Origin of the sequence: Arenimonas sp. (assembly GCF_022842045.1) — a bacterium.
Classification (GTDB): Bacteria; Pseudomonadota; Gammaproteobacteria; order Xanthomonadales; family Xanthomonadaceae; genus Arenimonas.
The window spans coordinates 21,952-39,982 of record NZ_JALHQI010000001.1; the positions used below are offsets into that span (position 1 = coordinate 21,952).

Here is an 18,031-nt window from a genome sequence, read left to right on the forward strand (position 1 = left end):
CGCGTCGCACTGCAGTCAAGGCGACCTGAGCAAGGAGGCGCCGCGACTGGAGTCGGTACCGACCCTGGGTCCTGTGCCAATCATGTCGGTCGTGGCCGTGCAGCGACTGCCTGATGCGGCGGGCCGGGCGGTGGCAGCGCGTCCTCGTGTCGCCTGGCACCGACCTACCCCCCATCCAGCCAGCCTCCTGCTGATCTGATCCCGCGCCGATGCTCGACCGGCGCCCGTAAGGGCGCCGGTCGCCTCGGTGCAGCCGCCGTGTGCGCGGCCTGCCCCGCCGACTCCTACCGCAACGCCGTCAGGCGGCGGTACGCGCGAGGCCAAGACCATGAGATTTCCCCTTCCACGAAGAGCTGTCGCCATCAGCGTTAGCGCTCCGGCGCGCCTTGACCTGTGTCCGACACTCAGGTTTACGGTCTCCGGCAAGTTCTGCGGGAGCACGCGATGACAGCCCATCTGCACAAGACCGAGCCGCCGATGACGGTGCGCCGCCTGGCGAAATCGGGTGGCGTGACGGTGCACGTCGTGCGCAACTACCTGCGCCGCGGCCTGCTGCGGGCGGCCAGGCACACGGAGGCCGGCTACCAACTGTTCTCGACGGCGGAGCTGCATCGCCTGCACTTCATTCGCACGGCGCAGCGCTTGGGCTTCACTCTGACCGAAATCGAGGAAATCCTGCGGCGCAGTCGCCAGCGCCGGAGTCCGTGTCCGCTCGTGCGCGACATCATCAGCCGTCGGCTGGCGGAAACCCGTGACCAGCTCGAGCAGCTCCTGGCGCTGCAAACGCGAATGGCGCAGGCCGTGGCCCAGTGGTCCCGCCTGCCCGACGCCGTGCCGACGGGTAATGACGTCTGCGCACTGATCGAAGCCGTCGCGGCCAGCGAGGCCGCGGTCGTCCCCAAATCCACCCCGCGGCGCCTTCTGGGGGGTCGCAACGCTTCAGAGGAGACGGCCTCATGAGCCGCCCTCGTCCATCGCCATTGTCTTGCGGCCTGTCTCTGGCTGTAACGGCGGTCGCGCTTTACCTGGCATGCGCGCTGGTCGTGGCGTGGTCCCCCTGCACCCTGGCCGCCGGCCTGGGCCTGATCGTGCACGGCCTGAGCCCGTCGAGCCTCTCACCGGCGGTCGGCGAACTGCGCTGGAGCGCGGTGCTGATCGGTTCGCTCGCGATCGCGGGCCACGCCTTTGTGGCCGGCGCCCTCTTCGCCACTGTCAATCGCTTGATTGGAGGTCACCGATGAAACGCACTCACGTACCCCTGCTGCTCGCCAGCCTGTTCGCGGCTCCGCTGGCCGTCGCCGCACTGCCGGAAGCCGACGGCCCGACCGATGACACGCCCGTCGTCTTCCACTTCGCCGCGTCGGCATTGCCCACGGCGATACCGGCCAAGGGCGGCAATGCCGCCCTGACGGCCGCGGACGCGGCGGCGCTGGTCACTTACCTGCGCACGCTCGACAAGTCCTGATCCCGCCCCCTACCCGCCAGGAGTCCTTTCCATGACGACGCCTACAACCCATCCCCACGCGCCTGCCCCGCGACGGGCTCGAATGATTTTCTGGATCTTGATGGGATTCGCGGCTATTTACCTGCTCGCAGAGCACCGCCTGCACTTGTCCGGACTCTGGCGGTGGCTGCCGATCCTGATCCTGCTGGCCTGCCCGTTGCTCCACTTCTTTGGCCACGGGAGCCATGGCGGTCATGGAGGACACGGCGATCCTGACGCAGACGGCGCGGCCACCAACGGCGCGCCGCCGCCCGATGCGTCCACCCCGCCGGACGCGAGCCCACGGACGCCGCGCCCGCACACGCATCGCGGAGACCTGCCATGAACCCCATTGATTCCGGCTACGGGCTGTGGGCGCTGGCCGTGCTCAACGCTGCGTTTTTCATCTTCTTCGCCTGGAGCTTCTACACCCCGCTCACGACCCGGGACTGGCGCAGCTTCGGCTTGTATTCCGCGTTCGTCGTCGCGCTGTTCGCGGAGATGTACGGCTTCCCGCTGGGCCTGTTTCTGCTGTCGGGCTGGCTCTCGTCGCGCTTCCCGGAGGTCAACTGGCTCAGCCACGACGCCGGTCACGTGTTTGAGATGATGTTTGGTTGGCGGAGCAATCCGCACTTCGGTCCCTTCCACATCCTGAGCTTCGCTTTGATCGGCGGCGGCTTCTGGTTGCTCGCCCGCGCCTGGCCGGTGCTCTATCACGCGCAGCGTCGCGGTGAGCTGGCGCAGACCGGTCCCTACGCCCGCCTTCGGCATCCGCAGTACGCCGGGTTTGCGCTAATCATGACCGGCTTCCTGGTACAGTGGCCGACACTAATCACCCTAATGCTGTACCCGGTGATGCTCATCAGCTATGTGCGATTGGCGATCAATGAGGAGCGTGAGACGCGGGCACGTTTTGGTGCCGTCTACGAGCGCTACATGGCGGCGGTGCCGAGGTTCCTTCCGCGCCGTCGCCGGACGCAGGCGGTGGCCTCATGAAGGCCGATCCGAACACGACGGCAGTGAGAACCTGGCCGATCGGCGACATGCTGACCGAAGGCTGCGCCCGGACCCTGGCCGCCACGATCCGCGAACTGCCGGGCGTTGAGGCCGCGGATGCCAACTTCGCGACGGGCATGTTGCAGGTGCGCTACCTGCGCAGCGCGACCGAGCCCACCCGCATAGCGTCGGCTATACGCGCCTGTGGCTTCGCGTGTCGTGCCCCGTCGGCCGAGGCCAGCGCCCCGGCAGTTCCCCCCGCTGCCGGTCCCGCGCCCGACGACCATGCCGGGCACGGCAGCGGCCACGGGCACACAAAGCCCGCGGTCGCCGCGCCCCAGGCCAAGGTCGATCACGCGGGCCATGGTCCAGAGGCCTCCGCCAAGACCGGCTCAGACCCGCACGAGGGCATGCACCACGGAGGCGATCTGCACGCAGCAGCGGCGGACATGCGGCGGCGTTTCGTGATCGCCCTGGTGTTCTCGATCCCACTGTTCATCTGGTCACCGATGGGATTGATGAGCGCGCCCCCGACGCCGTTCGGCCTGACCGAGAACGTCTGGTTGTGGCTGTTGGCCAGCGGCGCGGTGATCTACCCGGGCTGGCCGTTCTTCACGGCGGCGATCCGCTCGCTGCGCCGCGGTGTGCTGGACATGGCGGTGCTGGTGCTGCTCAGCGTCGGCACCGGCTACGGCTTCAGCCTCGGGGCGACGTTCCTGTTCGACGGGCCCAATTTCTACGAGGCCTCCTCGGTCCTCATGACCTTCATCCTGCTGGGCCACTGGCTGGAAATGCGGGCCCGCGCCGGCGCCTCGGACGCGATGAAGGCCTTGCTAAAGCTCTCGCCGCCGCGGGCGATCGTGCGCCGGGACAACGTCGATGTCGAAATCGCCACCGACGACGTGCAGGTGGGTGACGTGGTCGTCGTGCGGCCGGGTGCCAAGGTGCCGGTCGACGGCGAGGTCCTCGAGGGCCAGTCCCAGGTGGACGAATCCATGCTCACCGGCGAATCGATGCCGGTGAAGAAGGTGCCGGGCTCGCTCGTGGTCGGCGGCACGATCAATCGCAGCGGCGCCTTCACCTACCGCGCCACCAAGGTCGGCGCCGACACCGCGCTGGCCCAGATCATCCAACTCGTCCAGGAGGCGCAGAACTCCAAGGCCCCGGCCCAGTTGCTGGCCGACCGCGCCTCGCAGTGGCTGGTGCTGGCGGCGATCGTGATCGGCGTGCTGACCTTCGCCGTTTGGTTCTGGTGGCTCGGCCAGCCCCTGCTCTTCGCGCTCACCCTGACCATCACCGTCTTCGTGATCGCCTGCCCCGACGCGCTCGGCCTGGCGACACCCATGGCGATCATGATCGGCACCGGCATGGGCGCCCGGCACGGCATTCTGTTCAAGCACGCCGAGGCCGTCGAACAATGCGCGCGGCTGGACGTGGTGATCTTCGACAAGACCGGCACGTTGACGGTGGGCCAGCCCGACGTCGTGCAGGTGGTATCGGCCCCGGGGTGGGACGAGGTAACCCTCATCGATGTGGCGGCCGCCGTGGAAACCCACTCCGAACACCCGCTGGCCCAGGCGATCCTCAAGCACGCGGGCCCGGTCCAGGAGAGGGCGACGGACTACACCAACATCGACGGCCAGGGCGCCATGGGGCGCGTGACGGGTCGCTGGGTGCACTTGGGCAACCGGCTGCTGATGACCGCGCAAGGGGTGGCGCTGGACGCCCTGGACGCACAGGCCGAGGCGCTCAAGGGCGGCGGGCGCACCGTGATCTACGTCGCCGTGGATCGCAAGCTCGCCGGCGTGATCGCCATTGCCGATGCCATCCGCCCCACATCCCGGGCCACGATCCAGGAGCTTCACCGGCGCAAGGTAAGGGTGGCGATGATAACCGGCGACAACCGGCCCACGGCCGAGCGCGTGGCCGCGGACCTGGGCATCGACATCGTGCTGGCGGACGTACTGCCCGGCGAAAAGGCCGCCGAGGTCAAGAAGCTGCAGGCCCAGGGCCTGAAAGTCGGCATGGTGGGCGATGGCGTCAACGATGCCCCGGCGCTCACGCAGGCCGAGGTCGGCTTTGCGATCGGTGCCGGCACCGACGTCGCGATCGACAGCGCCGACATAGTGCTGATGCGCAGCGACCCCTATGACGTCGTGCGGGCGATCACGATCGCCCGCGGGACGCTGCGGAAAATGCACCAGAACCTGGCCTGGGCCGTGGGCTACAACGTCCTGGCCTTTCCGCTGGCCGCTGGCGTCCTCTTCCCGTTCGTTCTCTCGCCCGAAGTCGCCGCGCTGTCGATGTCCGGCAGTTCGGTGATCGTGGCTGTCAATGCGCTGTTGCTCAAGCGCCTACCCTTGGCGACGGTTTCGAGCGCCGCCGAGGATTCCCCCGCTGTTTAACAGGAGCTCCACTCATGAATATGAATCGTCTTATCCACACGCCCCCTCCGGCTAACCCGACCCTGCGCCAACGTGCTCGCCGCACCCTTGTCGGTGTGACCTTGCTGCTGGCCCTGGCTACCTCCGCCTACGCCCAGGAGAGTACGTACCGCCATGAAGTCGTCATGCGCGGCCAGGTCCTCGAAGCCGACGCTGGCGCGTTGGTCGTCTGCGTGGGCGAAGCCGATGGCGCCCAGGTTGGGCAGGTGCTCGAGGTCGTACGCCACAAGCGGGTCTCGCGCAGTCCCAAGGCGGCCGGTTCCCGCTTCCGGCGTGAGCCGATTGGGCAGGTCCGGATCACGGAGCTGTTCGATACGCACTACGCGCAGGCCGAGGTTGTCACCGGCAAGCCCAAGGTCAACGACACCGTCGAGTTGATCCGCTGATGTTCGATCGGTGCTCGCGGCACGGTCACCCTGCCCTGACCCTCAGGATCGGGCTCGCCACCGCGGGCGCCCTTCCCCGGCCGCTGTCAGTGCGGTCCCCTCGATTCTCTTAAAGGACCATCCCCATGGCTTCCGCGTCAATGCGTTCCGTGCACTTCCTCGGCGCCGCCGGCACCGTCACCGGCTCGCGCTACCTGGTCCAGGCCGCGGGTCAGCGCATCCTGGTCGACTGCGGCCTGTTCCAGGGCTACAAGCAGCTGCGCGAGCGCAACTGGGCGGAGTTTCCGGTGGCGCCAGCATCCATCGATACCGTGCTGCTGACCCACGCCCACCTCGACCACGCCGGGTATCTGCCGGCCCTGGTCAAGCAGGGCTTCACCGGCAAGATCCTGTGCACCGACGCTACCCGCGACCTGAGTCAGCTCCTGCTGCCCGACAGCGGCCACCTGCTGGAAGAGGAGGCGCGGTTTGCCAAGAAGAAGGGTTACTCCAAGCACGCCAATCCCCTGCCCCTGTACACGCAGCAGGATGCGATGACGTGTCTGACTCGCTTCGAGGGCCGCCCCTTCCTGGAGCCGCAATCCTTGGCCCCGGGCGTCAGCGCCCGCTTCATCCCGGCCGGCCATATCCTCGGTGCCGCCCAGATCGCGCTCACCATCGACGGCCGCCGCCTGCATTTCACCGGCGACCTCGGCCGGGCCAGCGACGCGCTGATGAAGGGCCCCGCGCCCTTCGAGGGTGCCGACGTACTGGTCTGCGAGTCCACCTACGGCAACCGCCGCCATCCCAGCGCCGACGCCGAAGCGGAACTCGCGCCGGTGATCAAGCGGGTCGCGGCCCGCGGCGGCGTGATCGTCATCCCGGCGTTCGCGGTCGGCCGTGCCCAGGCCCTGATGCTGCATATCGCGCGCCTGCGCCAGCGTGGCGAGATTCCGCGCGTGCCGGTCTACCTCAACAGCCCGATGGCGATCAACGCTACTGACCTGTATCACCGTCACCACGGCGAACACCACGTGACCGACGCCGAGTGTCGGGACATGTATGAGCTCGCGACCATGGTGCGTACCGTGGAGGAGTCCAAGGCGCTCAACATGCAGCGCGGGCCGATGATCATCATTTCCGCCAGCGGCATGCTCACCGGCGGGCGGGTCTTGCACCACCTCGTGGCCTTTGGCCAGGATTCGCGCAACGCGATCCTGCTGGCCGGCTACCAGGCTGGCGGCACCCGCGGCGCCGCGCTGGTGCGCGGCGAGAAGTCGCTGCGCATCTTCGGGCAGGAGGTGCCGATCCAGGCCGAGGTCGTCGCCATGGAGAGTTTCTCCGGCCACGCCGACAGCGAGGAACTGCTCGCCTGGCTGCGCCCGGCCCCGGTCACGCCCACGATGACCTACATCACGCATGGCGAGCCCGACGCGGCCGACGCCTTGCGCGGCCGGATCGAGCGTGAGCTCGGCTGGCGCTGCCGGGTCCCCGAGCACCTGGAAAGGGTGTCGCTCGGCGGCGAGGCCACGGCGTGAGCGAGCACGCCCACACCCGCCTGCGCGTCGTGCGCGCCGGCATCGATACCTACCAGCAGCCGGTGGTCTACATGCACCGTGACTGCCCGGTCTGTCGCTCGGAGGGCTTCGCGGCGCTGACCCGGGTCCAGATGCACGTCGGCACGCGGCAGGTGATCGCGACGCTCAATGTCGTCACGGGCGATCACCTGGCGGTCGACGAGGTCGCGCTGTCGGACGCGGCTTGGTCGGCCGTCGGCCCCGACGCCGGGGCGTTCGCCACGTTCCAGCATCCCGAGCCGGCCGCCTCGGCCGGCGCCCTGCGCGCCAAGGTGTTCGGGGCGCGTCTGGACGACGCCGACTGCCTGGCCCTGATGCGCGATACCGCCGCCAATCGGCTGTCGGACATCGAGCTGGCAGCTTTCGTGACCGCGTGCGCGGGCGAGCGCCTGGATCACGGCGAAACCATCGCCCTGACGCGGGCCATGGTGGCCGTGGGCCAGACCCTGGACTGGGGCGGCGGCCCGGTGCTGGATAAGCACTGCGTGGGCGGCCTGCCGGGCAATCGCACCACGCCGATCGTGGTCGCGATCATCGCCGCGCTGGGGCATCGCATCCCCAAGACCTCCTCGCGGGCGATCACCTCGCCGGCCGGCACCGCCGACACGATGGAAGTCATGGCGCCGGTGGCGCTGGATCTGGCCGGGATGCGACGCGTGGTCGAACGCGAAGGCGGCTGCATCGTCTGGGGCGGCAACGTGCGCCTGAGTCCGGCCGACGACGTCCTGATCCGGGTCGAACGGCCGCTGGACTTCGACAGCGACGGGCAGTTGGTCGCCAGCGTGCTGTCCAAGAAGGTCGCGGCCGGCGCGAGCCACGTGCTGATCGATATGCCCGTCGGGCCCACCGCCAAGGTGCGGTCCGACGCCGCGGCGCAGGCCCTGTCCGACAGGCTGACCGATACGGCGTCCGCCATGGGGCTGACGCTCGCCGTGCTGCGTACCGACGGCCGCCAGCCGGTGGGCATGGGCATCGGCCCCGCCCTGGAGGCCCGCGATGTGTTGGCGGTGCTGCGGGGCGCACCCGACGCACCGACCGACCTGCGCACGCGCGCCCTGGCCGTCGCCGGCGCGCTGCTGGACCTGGCGCCGGGCAGGCCGCCGGGCCTGGGGCTCGCTCTGGCCACGCAGACCCTGGACTCGGGCCGGGCCTGGGCCAGGTTCCTGGCCATCTGTGAGGCACAAGGCGGCTTCACCGAGCCGGGAGAGGCGCCCTTCCGGGCGCCGGTGGTGGCCACCCGCGCCGGGCGCGTGAGCGCGATCGACAACCGGCGTTTGGCCAAAGTGGCCAAGCTCGCCGGCGCACCAGGCGCGGCCTTGGCTGGCCTCGTCTGCACCGTGCGCATCGGTGATCCCGTCGCGGCCGGGCAGCCGCTGTACACCGTGCACGCCCAGTCCCCGGGCGAGCGCGACTACGCCTTGACCTACGCCCAGGCTCATCCCGACATCCTGACCCTGGAGGACCCATGAGCCGCGTCCTGATCCCCTTTCCCGATTTGCAGCCCCTGGCGTTGGAGGTCGGTTCGCGCCTGCAGGCTCGCGTGGCCCCCGTGGGCTGGCGCCGGTTCCCCGACGGGGAATCGCTGCTGACACTCGACGCCCGACTCAACGCAGTCGACGTGGTGCTGGTGGCCGGGCTGAGGAACGTGGACTCGGTTGCGCTGGCGCTGCGCTTTGTCGCCGAGACGGCCCGTGATCTGGGTGCCCGCTCGGTTGGCCTGGTCGCGCCTTACCTGCCCTACATGCGCCAGGACACGCGCTTCCATCCCGGCGAAGCGATCAGCGCGCCGATCTTTGCCCGGTTCCTGGAGCAAAGCGTCGACTGGCTGGTGACGGTGGATCCGCACCTGCACCGCAATCCGCGCCTGGACGGGTTGTTCTCGATCCCGACCCGCCATGTCGCCGCGGCGGCGGCGATGGCGGCCTGGGTGCAGGCCAACGTCCCCGACGCGATCCTGATCGGTCCCGACAGCGAATCGGCGCAATGGGTTGGCGATATCGCCGCGCGGGCGCAAGTGCCGTTCCAGGTGCTGGCCAAGATCCGGGAGGGCGATCGCTCCGTCCGGGTGAGCCTGCCCGATCCCGTCGCCGCCCGCGGCCGCACGCCCGTGGTGGTCGATGACATCGTCTCCTCGGGCCATACGATGATCGAAACCCTCAAGCATCTGGCCACGCTGGGATTGCCCCCGGCGACCTGCCTGGTCACCCACGCGGTCTTTTCCGAAGACGCCTACGAGCGCCTGCTCGCCGCCGGCGCCCGGCGCGTCGTCAGCACCGACACCATTCCCCACCCGGCCTGCAATGCCATCGCGATGGCGCCGGCGCTGGCGGTGGCCTGCGAAGCCCTGCTCGCCGGGCGCACCCCGTCCCTGGCCGCCCCGTGAGCCGCGCCGTCCACCGCCCCATCTGTGCCCTGGAGTTTCGATGAACGACCTGACCTGCCCCGCCAGCGCCATCAGCGCCATTGACCAGCACCGGATTGACCAGTTGGCCCGGCGCTACGCCCAGGCCGAGCCGGCCTTCGCCGCGTGGGCCGCCGGCTATGGCGTCATCGAGCACACGCCGCTCACGCAACTGCGAGTACGCGCCATGCTCGAGGAATTGGTCGCCACCGGCGCACTGCCTGACGCGGAAACTGGCTACCGGCGCCTGAGCGCGGCCGATCGCATTGCCAGCGCGGGCATGTGGCTGGTGGCGCATATGACCTACGCCCGGCGTGTCCGACTCGATGGCAGCCCCCTGGTCGCCGAGGATTTCAAGCCACAGCCCGAGGGGCACACCGGGGGCGCGTTGAACATGGTGCCCGCCTATGCCGGCTACCTGGCGATGAATGCGCTCGACGGCCGGACCCGCGCCTGGATGATGGGCCAGGGCCACTGCGTGGCGGCGATCGATGCGCTCAACGTGATCGTGGACAACATGAGCCCAGCGCATGCGGCCCGCTACGGCCTCGACGAGCCGCGGCTGGCGCGATTCGTGGGCGACTTCTACTCGTATGCGCTGACGCCCGAAGGGCGGCCGGCCTCGCCGCTGGGCTCGCACGTCAACGCCCACACCGCCGGCGGCCTGCAGGAAGGCGGATACCTGGGCTTTGCCGAGCTGCACTACGTGCATGCGCCGCTGCCCGGCGAGCGGCTGGTTGCGTTCGTCAGCGATGGCGCCTTCGAGGAACAGCGCGGCGGCGACTGGGCGCCGCGCTGGTGGCGCCCGGACGATTCGGGCCTGGTCGCGCCGATTATGATCCTCAACGGCCGGCGAATCGAACAGCGCAGCCAGATCGAGCAGCAGGGCGGCGAGGACTGGCTGTACCGCCACCTGCGGCTCAATGGCTTCGAGCCCATTGGCCTGGACGGCCGTGATCCCGCCAGCATCGCCTGGGGCATCCACGTCATCGAGTCGCGGCTGCAGGCCTGCACCGAAGCGGCCGCGCTGCATCCCGAGGGAGATTTCCGGATCCCGCTGCGCTATGGCGTCGCCGAAGCGCCCAAGGGCTTCGGTTTCCCCGGCGCCGGCACCAACGCGGCCCACAACCTGCCGCTGTCCGGCAATCCCCACCGCGATGCCACTGCCCGCGAGCAGTTCAATGCCGGCTGTGCGCCGCTCTACGTGCCGCCCGCCGACCTGCAGGCGGCGATCGTTTCCCTCAATACGCATGACGCCCAGAGCCGGCCGCGCGAGCGCGACCACGCGCTCGCGACCCGCCAGGTGAGGCTGCCGAACGTGCCTGAGCCGGCCTGGGCGGAGCCCGGCACCGTCGGCTCGCCGATGGCGGCGCTTGACGCCCAGTTCGTGCGTTTGGTGCAGGCCAATCCGCAGTTGCGCCCGCGCGTGGGCAATCCCGATGAGTTGAGAAGCAACAAGCTCGACGCGACCCTGGACCTGCTCAAGCATAGGGTGCAGGTGCCGGAGGCCGGTGTCGCGGAATCCCGCACCGGCGCCGTGATCACCGCGCTCAACGAGGAGGCAGTGGTCTGCGCCGCCTTGGCGAACAAGGGCGGTCTCAATCTGGTCGTGACCTACGAAGCCTTCGCCCCGAAGATGCTCGGCGCCTTGCGCCAGGAGCTGATTTTTACCAGGCATCTGCGCGAGGCCGGACGGCCGCCGGGCTGGCTGGGCGTGCCGGTCGTACTGACCTCGCACACCTGGGAGAACGCCAAGAACGAGCAGTCCCACCAAGACCCGACCCTGGCTGAAGCCCTGCTCGGCGAAATGGCGGACGGCGCCCGCGTGTGTTTCCCGCCGGACGGCAACAGCGCCATGGTGGCCCTGACGCACAGCCTTCGGGCCACGGGCACCATCACGGCGCTGGTGGTGCCCAAGCGCGAGGTGCCCAACCGGCTGACGCCGGCGCAGGCGCGCCTGTTGGCCGACGAGGGGCTGCTGTTGCTGCATGGCGATCCCGACACCGCGGCGGTGCTGCTGGCTGCCACCGGCAGCTACCAGCTGGGGGAGGTGTTGCGGGCCCATCAGCGTCTTCGCGCCTCGGGAATTGCCGCGGCGGTCATCTACATCGGCGAGCCGGGAAGGTTGCGGGCGGGACGCGATGCCCGGGAAGCCGCCTACGTGCTGGCTGATGCCGTGGTGCTGCGTCACTTTCCGGTGGGCACCCCGCGCGTATTCGTCACCCACACCCGGCCTGAGCCTTACCTGGGCGCGTTGCGCCGGATCGACACCGGCCCGGCCACGACGCGGGCGCTGGGTTTCGTCAACCAGGGCGGCACCTTGGATGTCCCCGGACTTCTGTTTGCGAACGGCTGCACGTGGGCACACACGGTGGCGGCGGCGCTGGCGGTCCTGGATCGGCCGCTCGATGACGCCTTGCGCGCTGACGAGCAGGCGGCGCTGGCCGGCCACGGCGATCCGACTTTGATCACCCGCCCCGCATGAGCGCACCCCGACCCCTGCCCGCCGCGCGCCTGCCGCGAAGTCTGCAGATCGCTTTCGCCCTGGCTGGCTTCGGCTGGGTCTGGTGGCGGCGGCATCGCCGTGCTCCCGACACCCTGCCGGCCCGTCTGCGCCAGACCCTGGAAGGTCTGGGCACGACCTTCGTCAAGCTCGGCCAAGGCCTGAGCCTGCGCCGGGACCTCCTCCCTGCCCCGTATCTGGTCGAGCTGGAGGCCCTGCACGCCCATGTGCCGCCGTTCGAGTCGGCGCTGGCGGTGGCGGCGATCGAATCCGCGTTTGGCCAGCCGGTGGACGCGCTGTTCGCGGAGTTCGAGCCGGTGCCGTTCGCGGCCGCATCGGTGGCCCAGGTGCACCGGGCGCAACTGCCCGATGGGCGCACGGTCGCGGTCAAGGTGCGTCGGCCCGGCATCGTGGCCCAGGTGCATGCCGATCTGCGATTGCTGCGGCGCTGTGTGCGTGTCAGCCAGTGGCTGGTGCCGGGCTTGCGGCGCTACCAGCCGCTGGATCTGATCGACGAGCTGGGTCAGTTCCTGCATCAGGAAGTCGACATGGTCCAGGAAGCGCGCAACATGCGGCGTCTGGCCAGCACCTTCGATCCCCTGCCCTACCTGACCCTGCCCCATGTGGTGGAGCCCTGGGTCGCGCCGGCCGTGATCGTGCAGGAGTTCAGCCACGGCGCGGCGCTCGCGACCCGTAATCGCACGCCGCGTGGGCGCGAGCTGGCCGGCCTGCTGCTCGATGCCTACGTGCACCAACTCATGGGCGCCGGGGTCTTCCACGCCGATCCCCATCCGGGCAACCTGTTCGAACTGCCCGACGGTCGCCTGTGCTTCCACGACTTTGGTTCCATCGGTTTCCTGGACCCGGCATCGCGTACGGCCTTTGCGCAACTGATCGAAGGGCTGGTGGTGGATGACGCCTCGGCCGTGCTCGATGCCGTGGTGGCGATGGGCTTTGTCACCGGTCCGATTGACCGGCGGGCCTACGTGCGTGCCATCAGCGAAATCCTCAGCAGCCTGGCCACGCTGCCGCTGAACGAGTGGTCGATGGCGGACGCGATCTGGCGCGTGGCGCGGATCGGCGCGGGCGAAAACTTTCGCCTGCCGCGCCACCTGTTGGTCCTGATGCGCACCCTGTTCCTAGCCGAGAACACGCTGCGGGCCCTGGACCCGGACCTGGACCTGATGCAAGCCTTGGGGGCCCGCGCCCAGCACATGGTCCAGACCCTGCGACAACAGGCGGGGGGCCGGCCGATGCACGAGCAACTGCTCAAAAGCGCCGAGCAGCTGCCGGTCGTGGCGATGCAGATCTTGCGACAGCTGCAACTGGACGAGGGACGGCCTGCGCTGTCGCTGCACCATCGGGGCCTGGAACCGCTGGAATCGACGCTGGCGCGCACCGGCAATCGCCTGGCCCTGGCCTTGGTGACGTTGGGACTGTATCTGGCGGGGTCAGTGATGATGCTGCACGGCGCCGGGCCGCGCCTGTGGGGCCATCTGCCGGTGCTCTCGGCGCTGGCGTTCGCAGCCGCGCTGGTCCTGTCCTGGCGGCTGGTGCGCGCCATCTCGCGCTCGGGGCACCTATGAGCGCGCCGCGCGACGTCCTGACGATTAATGTCGGTTCCGCGACCGTCAAGGCGGCGTACTACACCATAGACGCGCAGGGCTTCCTGATCGCGCCGGTGATCCGCGCCAAGATCGCCGTCCTGCCCGAGGATGCCCACGCTGCCCGCAGCGCAGACCGCTGGTTGTCGCAGTTGCTGGTGCAGTTGCCGGCCGGGGCCGGGCAGCCCACGCGGGTGGCGCACCGGGTCGTGCACGGGGCGACCCGGCCGGGTCCAGCCCTCGTCACCGAGGCACTGATGACCGAGCTGACGGCGCTGACACCGTTGGCGCCCCTGCATCAAGCTCCGGCCCTGCGCTTGATCGAGGCTGCCGGGCATCGCTGGCCAGGGGTACCGCAGGTGGCTGCCTTCGACACCAGCTGGCATGCGAACTTGGCCCCGTGGGCCCGGCGCCTGCCGCTGCCGGCGTCCCTGCATGCCGCCGGCGTCCAACGCTACGGCTTCCACGGGCTGGCGTTTGCGTCGGTGATGCGTCAACTCATCGCCTTCGACCCCGCGCTGGCGACGGCCCGGCTGGTGCTGGTGCACCTGGGCGGCGGCTCGAGCCTGTGCGCGGTGGCCGACGGTCGCAGCGTCGACACCACCATGGGCCTGACCCCGCTCGATGGCGTCCCGATGGCCACGCGGTCGGGCACGCTCGATCCAGGCGTGGTGCTGTATCTGGCCCAGACCCTGGCCATGCCGCTGCCCGAGATCGAGCACTTGCTGTGGCGTGACTCCGGCTTGCGCGGCCTCTCTGGCGGCAGTGGCGACATGCGTGAGCTGTTGGCCGACACCGGCGAGCCCGCAGCCCTGGCCCGAGAGCACTACGCGATGCGGGTCGCCCAGGGGATCGCCGCAATGGCCACCAGCTTGGGCGGACTCGACGGGGTCGTGTTCTCGGGGGGCGTTGGGGCGGGCGCGGCAAGCGTGCGTGCCCGGATCGCCGCGCAACTGGGCTGGATGGGCCTACTGCTCGACTCCGACGCAAACCTTCACGGCGGCCCGGCGGTGCATGCCGGTGCCGCCACGATCAGCGCATGGGTCATCCAGGTCGATGAGGAATACGAACTGTTGCAGGCCGCCTTGGCCCTGGGGGATGAGTGAGCAACGAGATGACAATGGCCCGCTCCCGCCCTGGCGAGGCGACGGTCGCCCGATTGTTGGCTTTGGCGGACGTGCAGCTCGATGGCCCTCGGCCCTGGGATCTGCAGGTGCGCGATCCGGCGATGTTCACGCGCGTGTTGGCCCAAGGATCGCTTGGATTTGGCGAAGCCTACATCGACGGCGACTGGGTTGCGGCCGACCTTGATGATCGGGATTGGAACACCTCGGCGACGCTGCGCCTGCGGCCGCATCAGGCGCTCACGGCCGCGCAAAGCCAGATGATTCGCTTGGAGTACTTCGAAGGAACGGTGGGGTTGGCGCTGACGCGCCGAGCCCCCCTGGTCCCCTATCTCATTCAGGCGTATCGCGCGGCGCTGGTTCCGGACCGCGAGTTGCCGCCGGCGTTTTTGCTGCAGGTTCACGAGCCTGAGCAGTTGCCGCCCTGCGCTTGCTGGTCGGAGACACCAGAGGACGGGATGGGAAGGGTCTGAAGGCCGTGCGCGGACGCCCCGTGAGTGGCCGGGCATCTACCTCGAAGGCAACTCGGAAAACGGCGACGGAATCTGGTCCGGGTTTCCGGGCTTCACAACGCTGAAGCATTCGATAGCCGTGATCAATCAGTCGATTTTACTTGGGCGTATGCCCCAGTCGATCAAGCCGAAGGATTGGCCTTGAACGCTCAGCAAGTCCCTACCCCGCGCAGCAAGACAGTTGCGCTACATCCTTAGTGAAGGTCTGTGCCGCGAGCTTCAGCCCCTCGACCATGGTGAGGTAAGGGAACAACTGGTCGGCCAACTCGTGCACCGTCATTCGTGCGCGAATGGCGATCGCAGCTGTTTGAATCAGCTCGCCCGCCTCCGGGGCTACGGCCTGTACGCCGATCAGTCGGCCGGAGCCAGCTTCGGTGACCAGCTTGATGAATCCGCGCGTGTCGAAGTTGGCCAGCGCCCGTGGCACGTTGTCGAGCGTCAGCGTGCGGCTATGGGTCTCGATGCCGACGTGGTGCGCCTCCGCTTCGCTGTAGCCCACAGTGGCGACCTGCGGATCGGTAAACACCACCGCCGGCATAGCCGTCAAGTCCAGCGTCGCATCGCCGCCGGTCATGTTGATGGCGGCGCGGGTGCCGGCCGCCGCCGCGACATACACAAACTGCGGTTGGTCGGTGCAGTCGCCGGCGGCGTAGATATGCTTTGTGCTGGTGCGCATCCCTTTGTCGATGGCGATGGCGCCTTGCGCATTCACTGCCACATCCGCCGCATCGAGGTTGAGCGTGCGGGTGTTGGGGGTGCGGCCCGTGGCGACTAGCAGCCGGTCAGCACGCAGTTCGCCCCGTACCGTGGTGAGGATGAATTCCCCATCCGTAAAGGCGATCTGGATGGCTTGCGTCTGCTCCAGAACCTCAATGCCTTCGTCGAGAAATACGGCAGAGACCGCTTCGCCGATGGCGGGGTCTTCCCGGAACAACAGCTTGCTGCGAGCCAGGATGGTCACCTTGCTGCCCAGCCGGGCAAATGCCTGCGCGAGTTCGACCGCCACCACCGACGAACCGATCACGGCCAGTCGTTCGGGGATTGTGTCGCTGGCGAGCGCGTCGCTCGATGTCCAGAATGGCGTGTCCTTCAAGCCAGGGATCGGCGGAGTCGCCGGACTGGCCCCAGTGGCGATAAGGCAGCGGTCGAAGCTCACCTCGCGGGCGTCTTTGTCACCGATCGCCACGATTAGCGTGTGCGCATCCTTGAACAACGCGTCACCGCGAAGCACGGTGATGGCCGGCGTGCGCGCCAGGATGCCTTCGTATTTGGCAAGGCGCAGTTCATCGACCCGTCCCTGCTGCTGTGCGAGTAGGCGCTCACGCAGGATCTTCGGAGGCGCGGCGGAGATACCGTCATCGAACGGGCTCTCGCGCCGCAGGTGAGCGATGTGGGCAGCGCGGATCATGATCTTGGACGGCACGCAGCCCACATTGACACAGGTGCCACCGACGATACTGCGCTCGATCAGCGTCACGCGCGCACCTTGCTCGACGGCCTTCAATGCCGCGGCCATCGCCGCGCCGCCACTGCCGATCACGGCCACGTGCAGCGCAGCCTCATTTGTGCCGTGATTTCGCTCGCGATCCATTGGCCATGGTGCGTCGTCCAGCGTGCTGTGGTTCTGCCCCGTTACATCCACGGGCTGCGCCCGATAGCCGAGAGCCGAGACGGCTGCGACCAGTAGATTCACGTCCACGACCGTCCCTGCATTGGCCTCGATCTCGGCGTGGCGGCGCGAGTAAGACACGGCGGCCGAACGCACGCCGGGCACGTTCTGCAGCGTTTGCTTCACGTTCCCAGCGCACGACCCGCAGGTCATGCCGTCGATGTGCAGATGGACGGTGTCGATCATGAGCGTGGACTCACTCCTTGACGATAGACGGATAGCCAGCGTTTTCGGTGGCCCGGGTCAGGGCGGCCGGCGTGGTCTTGGTGTCGTCGTACGTCACCACCGCCTCCTTGGGCTCCCAGGTCACCTTGGCCTCGATGACACCTTCGACCTTTGCTAACGCCACCTTGACCGTGATCGGACAGGTTGCGCACGTCATGCTCGGCACCGACAGCGTAACGGTCTTGGTGGCAGCCCCGACGGGCGCACTCAGGGCAGCGGTCAGGGCGAGCAACGTGACGAGTTTTTTCATTGCGATCTCCTAATCAGTAGAACAGGGGCATGAGGTAGGGAAATACGAGGGCGATCAGCACCAGGCAGGCGACCACCCAGAAGCTCGCCTTGTAGGCCATACGCACTCGGGGCACGGCACACACTTCGTCGGGCGCGCAGGCACGGGCCGGACGGAAGATGCGACGCCATGCCAAGAGCAGCGCCGCGAGTGCCATGCCAATGAAGATCGGACGGTAGGGTTCCAGCCCGCTGAGGTTGCCAATCCAGGCCCCGGAGAAGCCCAACGTGATCAGCACTAGCGGACCGAGGCAGCAGGTCGAGGCGAGGATGGCGGCGAATCCGCCAACGGCCAGGGCGCCGCGGCCATTGCCCAAGTCTGCCATGGGATTTTCTTCCGAAATTGTGCGTGATGCGCTAACGTTACTTCCGTAGTCAAGTACGGAGTCAAGCGGCATGACGATCACGCGGGAAACCCTGACCATTGGGGCCTTCGCCAAGGCCGCCGGGGTCAACGTGGAGACCATCCGGTTTTATCAACGCAAGGGTCTTCTGCCCGAGCCGGACCGTCCCATCGGCGGCATCCGCCGCTATGGGCCGACCGACGTGGACCGGGTGAAGTTCGTGAAGTCCGCCCAACGCCTGGGTTTCAATTTGGACGAGGTCGCACAACTGCTCCAGTTGGAGGACGGAACCCACTGCCACGAAGCCGCCGACCTTGCAACAGCGCGGCTGGCAGACGTGCGCTTGCGGCTGACGGACCTCCAGCGCATGGAGTCGACGCTCGCCCAACTGGTGAAGGCGTGCAGTTCGAGCCGAGGCAAGGTGACTTGCCCCCTGATTGCCTGCTTGCACCAGCATGCGCCAGCAGACTAATCCGCCAGTGATGGCGAAATGCAG

At 68.5% G+C, this 18,031-nt stretch carries 18 protein-coding genes; 15 read left to right on the forward strand and 3 right to left on the reverse strand.

What is annotated here, in order from left to right; translation table 11 throughout:
• The first annotated feature begins 444 nt into the window (after positions 1-444).
• The 14 genes from Q0C12_RS00080 to Q0C12_RS00145 all read left to right on the forward strand — a co-directional run bounded on the left by Q0C12_RS00080 (position 445) and on the right by Q0C12_RS00145 (position 14,970).
• Entirely contained in the window at positions 445-960 is a 516-nt protein-coding gene (locus Q0C12_RS00080) for a MerR family DNA-binding protein (protein WP_290884449.1), read from the forward strand.
• Positions 957-1,241, forward strand: coding sequence for a DUF5676 family membrane protein (locus Q0C12_RS00085; RefSeq protein ID WP_231693841.1), 285 nt, complete (start codon positions 957-959; stop codon positions 1,239-1,241). The genes Q0C12_RS00080 and Q0C12_RS00085 overlap by 4 nt, the downstream gene beginning before the upstream one ends.
• On the forward strand, positions 1,238-1,465 hold the full coding sequence (locus tag Q0C12_RS00090) for a hypothetical protein (protein WP_290884453.1): 228 nt from the start codon (positions 1,238-1,240) through the stop codon (positions 1,463-1,465). Before Q0C12_RS00085 ends, Q0C12_RS00090 begins: the two co-directional genes overlap by 4 nt.
• An 82-nt stretch (positions 1,466-1,547) precedes the next feature.
• Positions 1,548-1,829, forward strand: a complete 282-nt coding sequence (locus Q0C12_RS14855) for a DUF2933 domain-containing protein (RefSeq protein ID WP_343212409.1) — start codon at positions 1,548-1,550, stop codon at positions 1,827-1,829.
• Positions 1,826-2,479, forward strand: a complete 654-nt coding sequence (locus tag Q0C12_RS00100; RefSeq protein WP_290884455.1) for an isoprenylcysteine carboxylmethyltransferase family protein — start codon at positions 1,826-1,828, stop codon at positions 2,477-2,479. The genes Q0C12_RS14855 and Q0C12_RS00100 overlap by 4 nt, the downstream gene beginning before the upstream one ends.
• Positions 2,476-4,884: a heavy metal translocating P-type ATPase gene (locus Q0C12_RS00105; RefSeq protein WP_290884458.1), complete on the forward strand. Its 2,409-nt coding sequence runs from the start codon at positions 2,476-2,478 to the stop codon at positions 4,882-4,884. Before Q0C12_RS00100 ends, Q0C12_RS00105 begins: the two co-directional genes overlap by 4 nt.
• A 14-nt stretch (positions 4,885-4,898) precedes the next feature.
• Positions 4,899-5,309: a hypothetical protein gene (locus Q0C12_RS00110; protein ID WP_231693844.1), complete on the forward strand. Its 411-nt coding sequence runs from the start codon at positions 4,899-4,901 to the stop codon at positions 5,307-5,309.
• Between the two features lie 125 nt (positions 5,310-5,434).
• Entirely contained in the window at positions 5,435-6,826 is a 1,392-nt protein-coding gene (locus Q0C12_RS00115; protein ID WP_290884461.1) for an MBL fold metallo-hydrolase, read from the forward strand.
• Positions 6,823-8,334: a thymidine phosphorylase family protein gene (locus Q0C12_RS00120; protein ID WP_290884463.1), complete on the forward strand. Its 1,512-nt coding sequence runs from the start codon at positions 6,823-6,825 to the stop codon at positions 8,332-8,334. Before Q0C12_RS00115 ends, Q0C12_RS00120 begins: the two co-directional genes overlap by 4 nt.
• Positions 8,331-9,248 (forward strand): ribose-phosphate diphosphokinase, encoded by a 918-nt coding sequence (locus Q0C12_RS00125; protein ID WP_290884466.1) that lies wholly within the window; start codon positions 8,331-8,333, stop codon positions 9,246-9,248. The genes Q0C12_RS00120 and Q0C12_RS00125 overlap by 4 nt, the downstream gene beginning before the upstream one ends.
• A 40-nt stretch (positions 9,249-9,288) precedes the next feature.
• Complete coding sequence (locus Q0C12_RS00130; protein ID WP_290884469.1) at positions 9,289-11,751, forward strand: xylulose 5-phosphate 3-epimerase; 2,463 nt, start codon at positions 9,289-9,291, stop codon at positions 11,749-11,751.
• Positions 11,748-13,355 (forward strand): AarF/UbiB family protein, encoded by a 1,608-nt coding sequence (locus Q0C12_RS00135; protein WP_290884472.1) that lies wholly within the window; start codon positions 11,748-11,750, stop codon positions 13,353-13,355. The genes Q0C12_RS00130 and Q0C12_RS00135 overlap by 4 nt, the downstream gene beginning before the upstream one ends.
• Positions 13,352-14,479 carry an acetate kinase gene (locus tag Q0C12_RS00140; protein WP_290884475.1) on the forward strand — a complete coding sequence of 376 codons (1,128 nt, stop codon included), beginning with the start codon at positions 13,352-13,354 and terminating at the stop codon, positions 14,477-14,479. Before Q0C12_RS00135 ends, Q0C12_RS00140 begins: the two co-directional genes overlap by 4 nt.
• The gene (locus Q0C12_RS00145; protein ID WP_290884478.1) at positions 14,476-14,970 is read left to right on the forward strand and encodes a hypothetical protein; all 495 of its coding nucleotides are present in this window, start codon (positions 14,476-14,478) and stop codon (positions 14,968-14,970) included. Before Q0C12_RS00140 ends, Q0C12_RS00145 begins: the two co-directional genes overlap by 4 nt.
• A 199-nt stretch (positions 14,971-15,169) precedes the next feature.
• Here the strand turns inward: Q0C12_RS00145 and merA are convergent, their stop codons facing one another.
• Genes merA through merT form a run of 3 tightly spaced genes read right to left on the reverse strand, consistent with a single transcriptional unit; the run spans position 15,170 to position 17,517 of the window.
• A complete protein-coding gene (gene merA, locus Q0C12_RS00150) occupies positions 15,170-16,864 on the reverse strand; it encodes a mercury(II) reductase (RefSeq protein WP_231693855.1) in 1,695 nt (564 codons plus the stop codon).
• 10 nt (positions 16,865-16,874) lie between these two features.
• Entirely contained in the window at positions 16,875-17,153 is a 279-nt protein-coding gene (gene merP / locus Q0C12_RS00155; RefSeq protein ID WP_231693856.1) for a mercury resistance system periplasmic binding protein MerP, read from the reverse strand.
• A gap of 13 nt (positions 17,154-17,166) precedes the next feature.
• Complete coding sequence (gene merT / locus Q0C12_RS00160; protein WP_231693857.1) at positions 17,167-17,517, reverse strand: mercuric ion transporter MerT; 351 nt, start codon at positions 17,515-17,517, stop codon at positions 17,167-17,169.
• A gap of 70 nt (positions 17,518-17,587) precedes the next feature.
• Here merT and merR point away from each other — a divergent pair, with 70 nt between their 5' ends.
• The gene (gene merR / locus Q0C12_RS00165) at positions 17,588-18,007 is read left to right on the forward strand and encodes an Hg(II)-responsive transcriptional regulator (RefSeq protein WP_231693858.1); all 420 of its coding nucleotides are present in this window, start codon (positions 17,588-17,590) and stop codon (positions 18,005-18,007) included.
• The last annotated feature ends 24 nt before the right edge of the window (positions 18,008-18,031 follow it).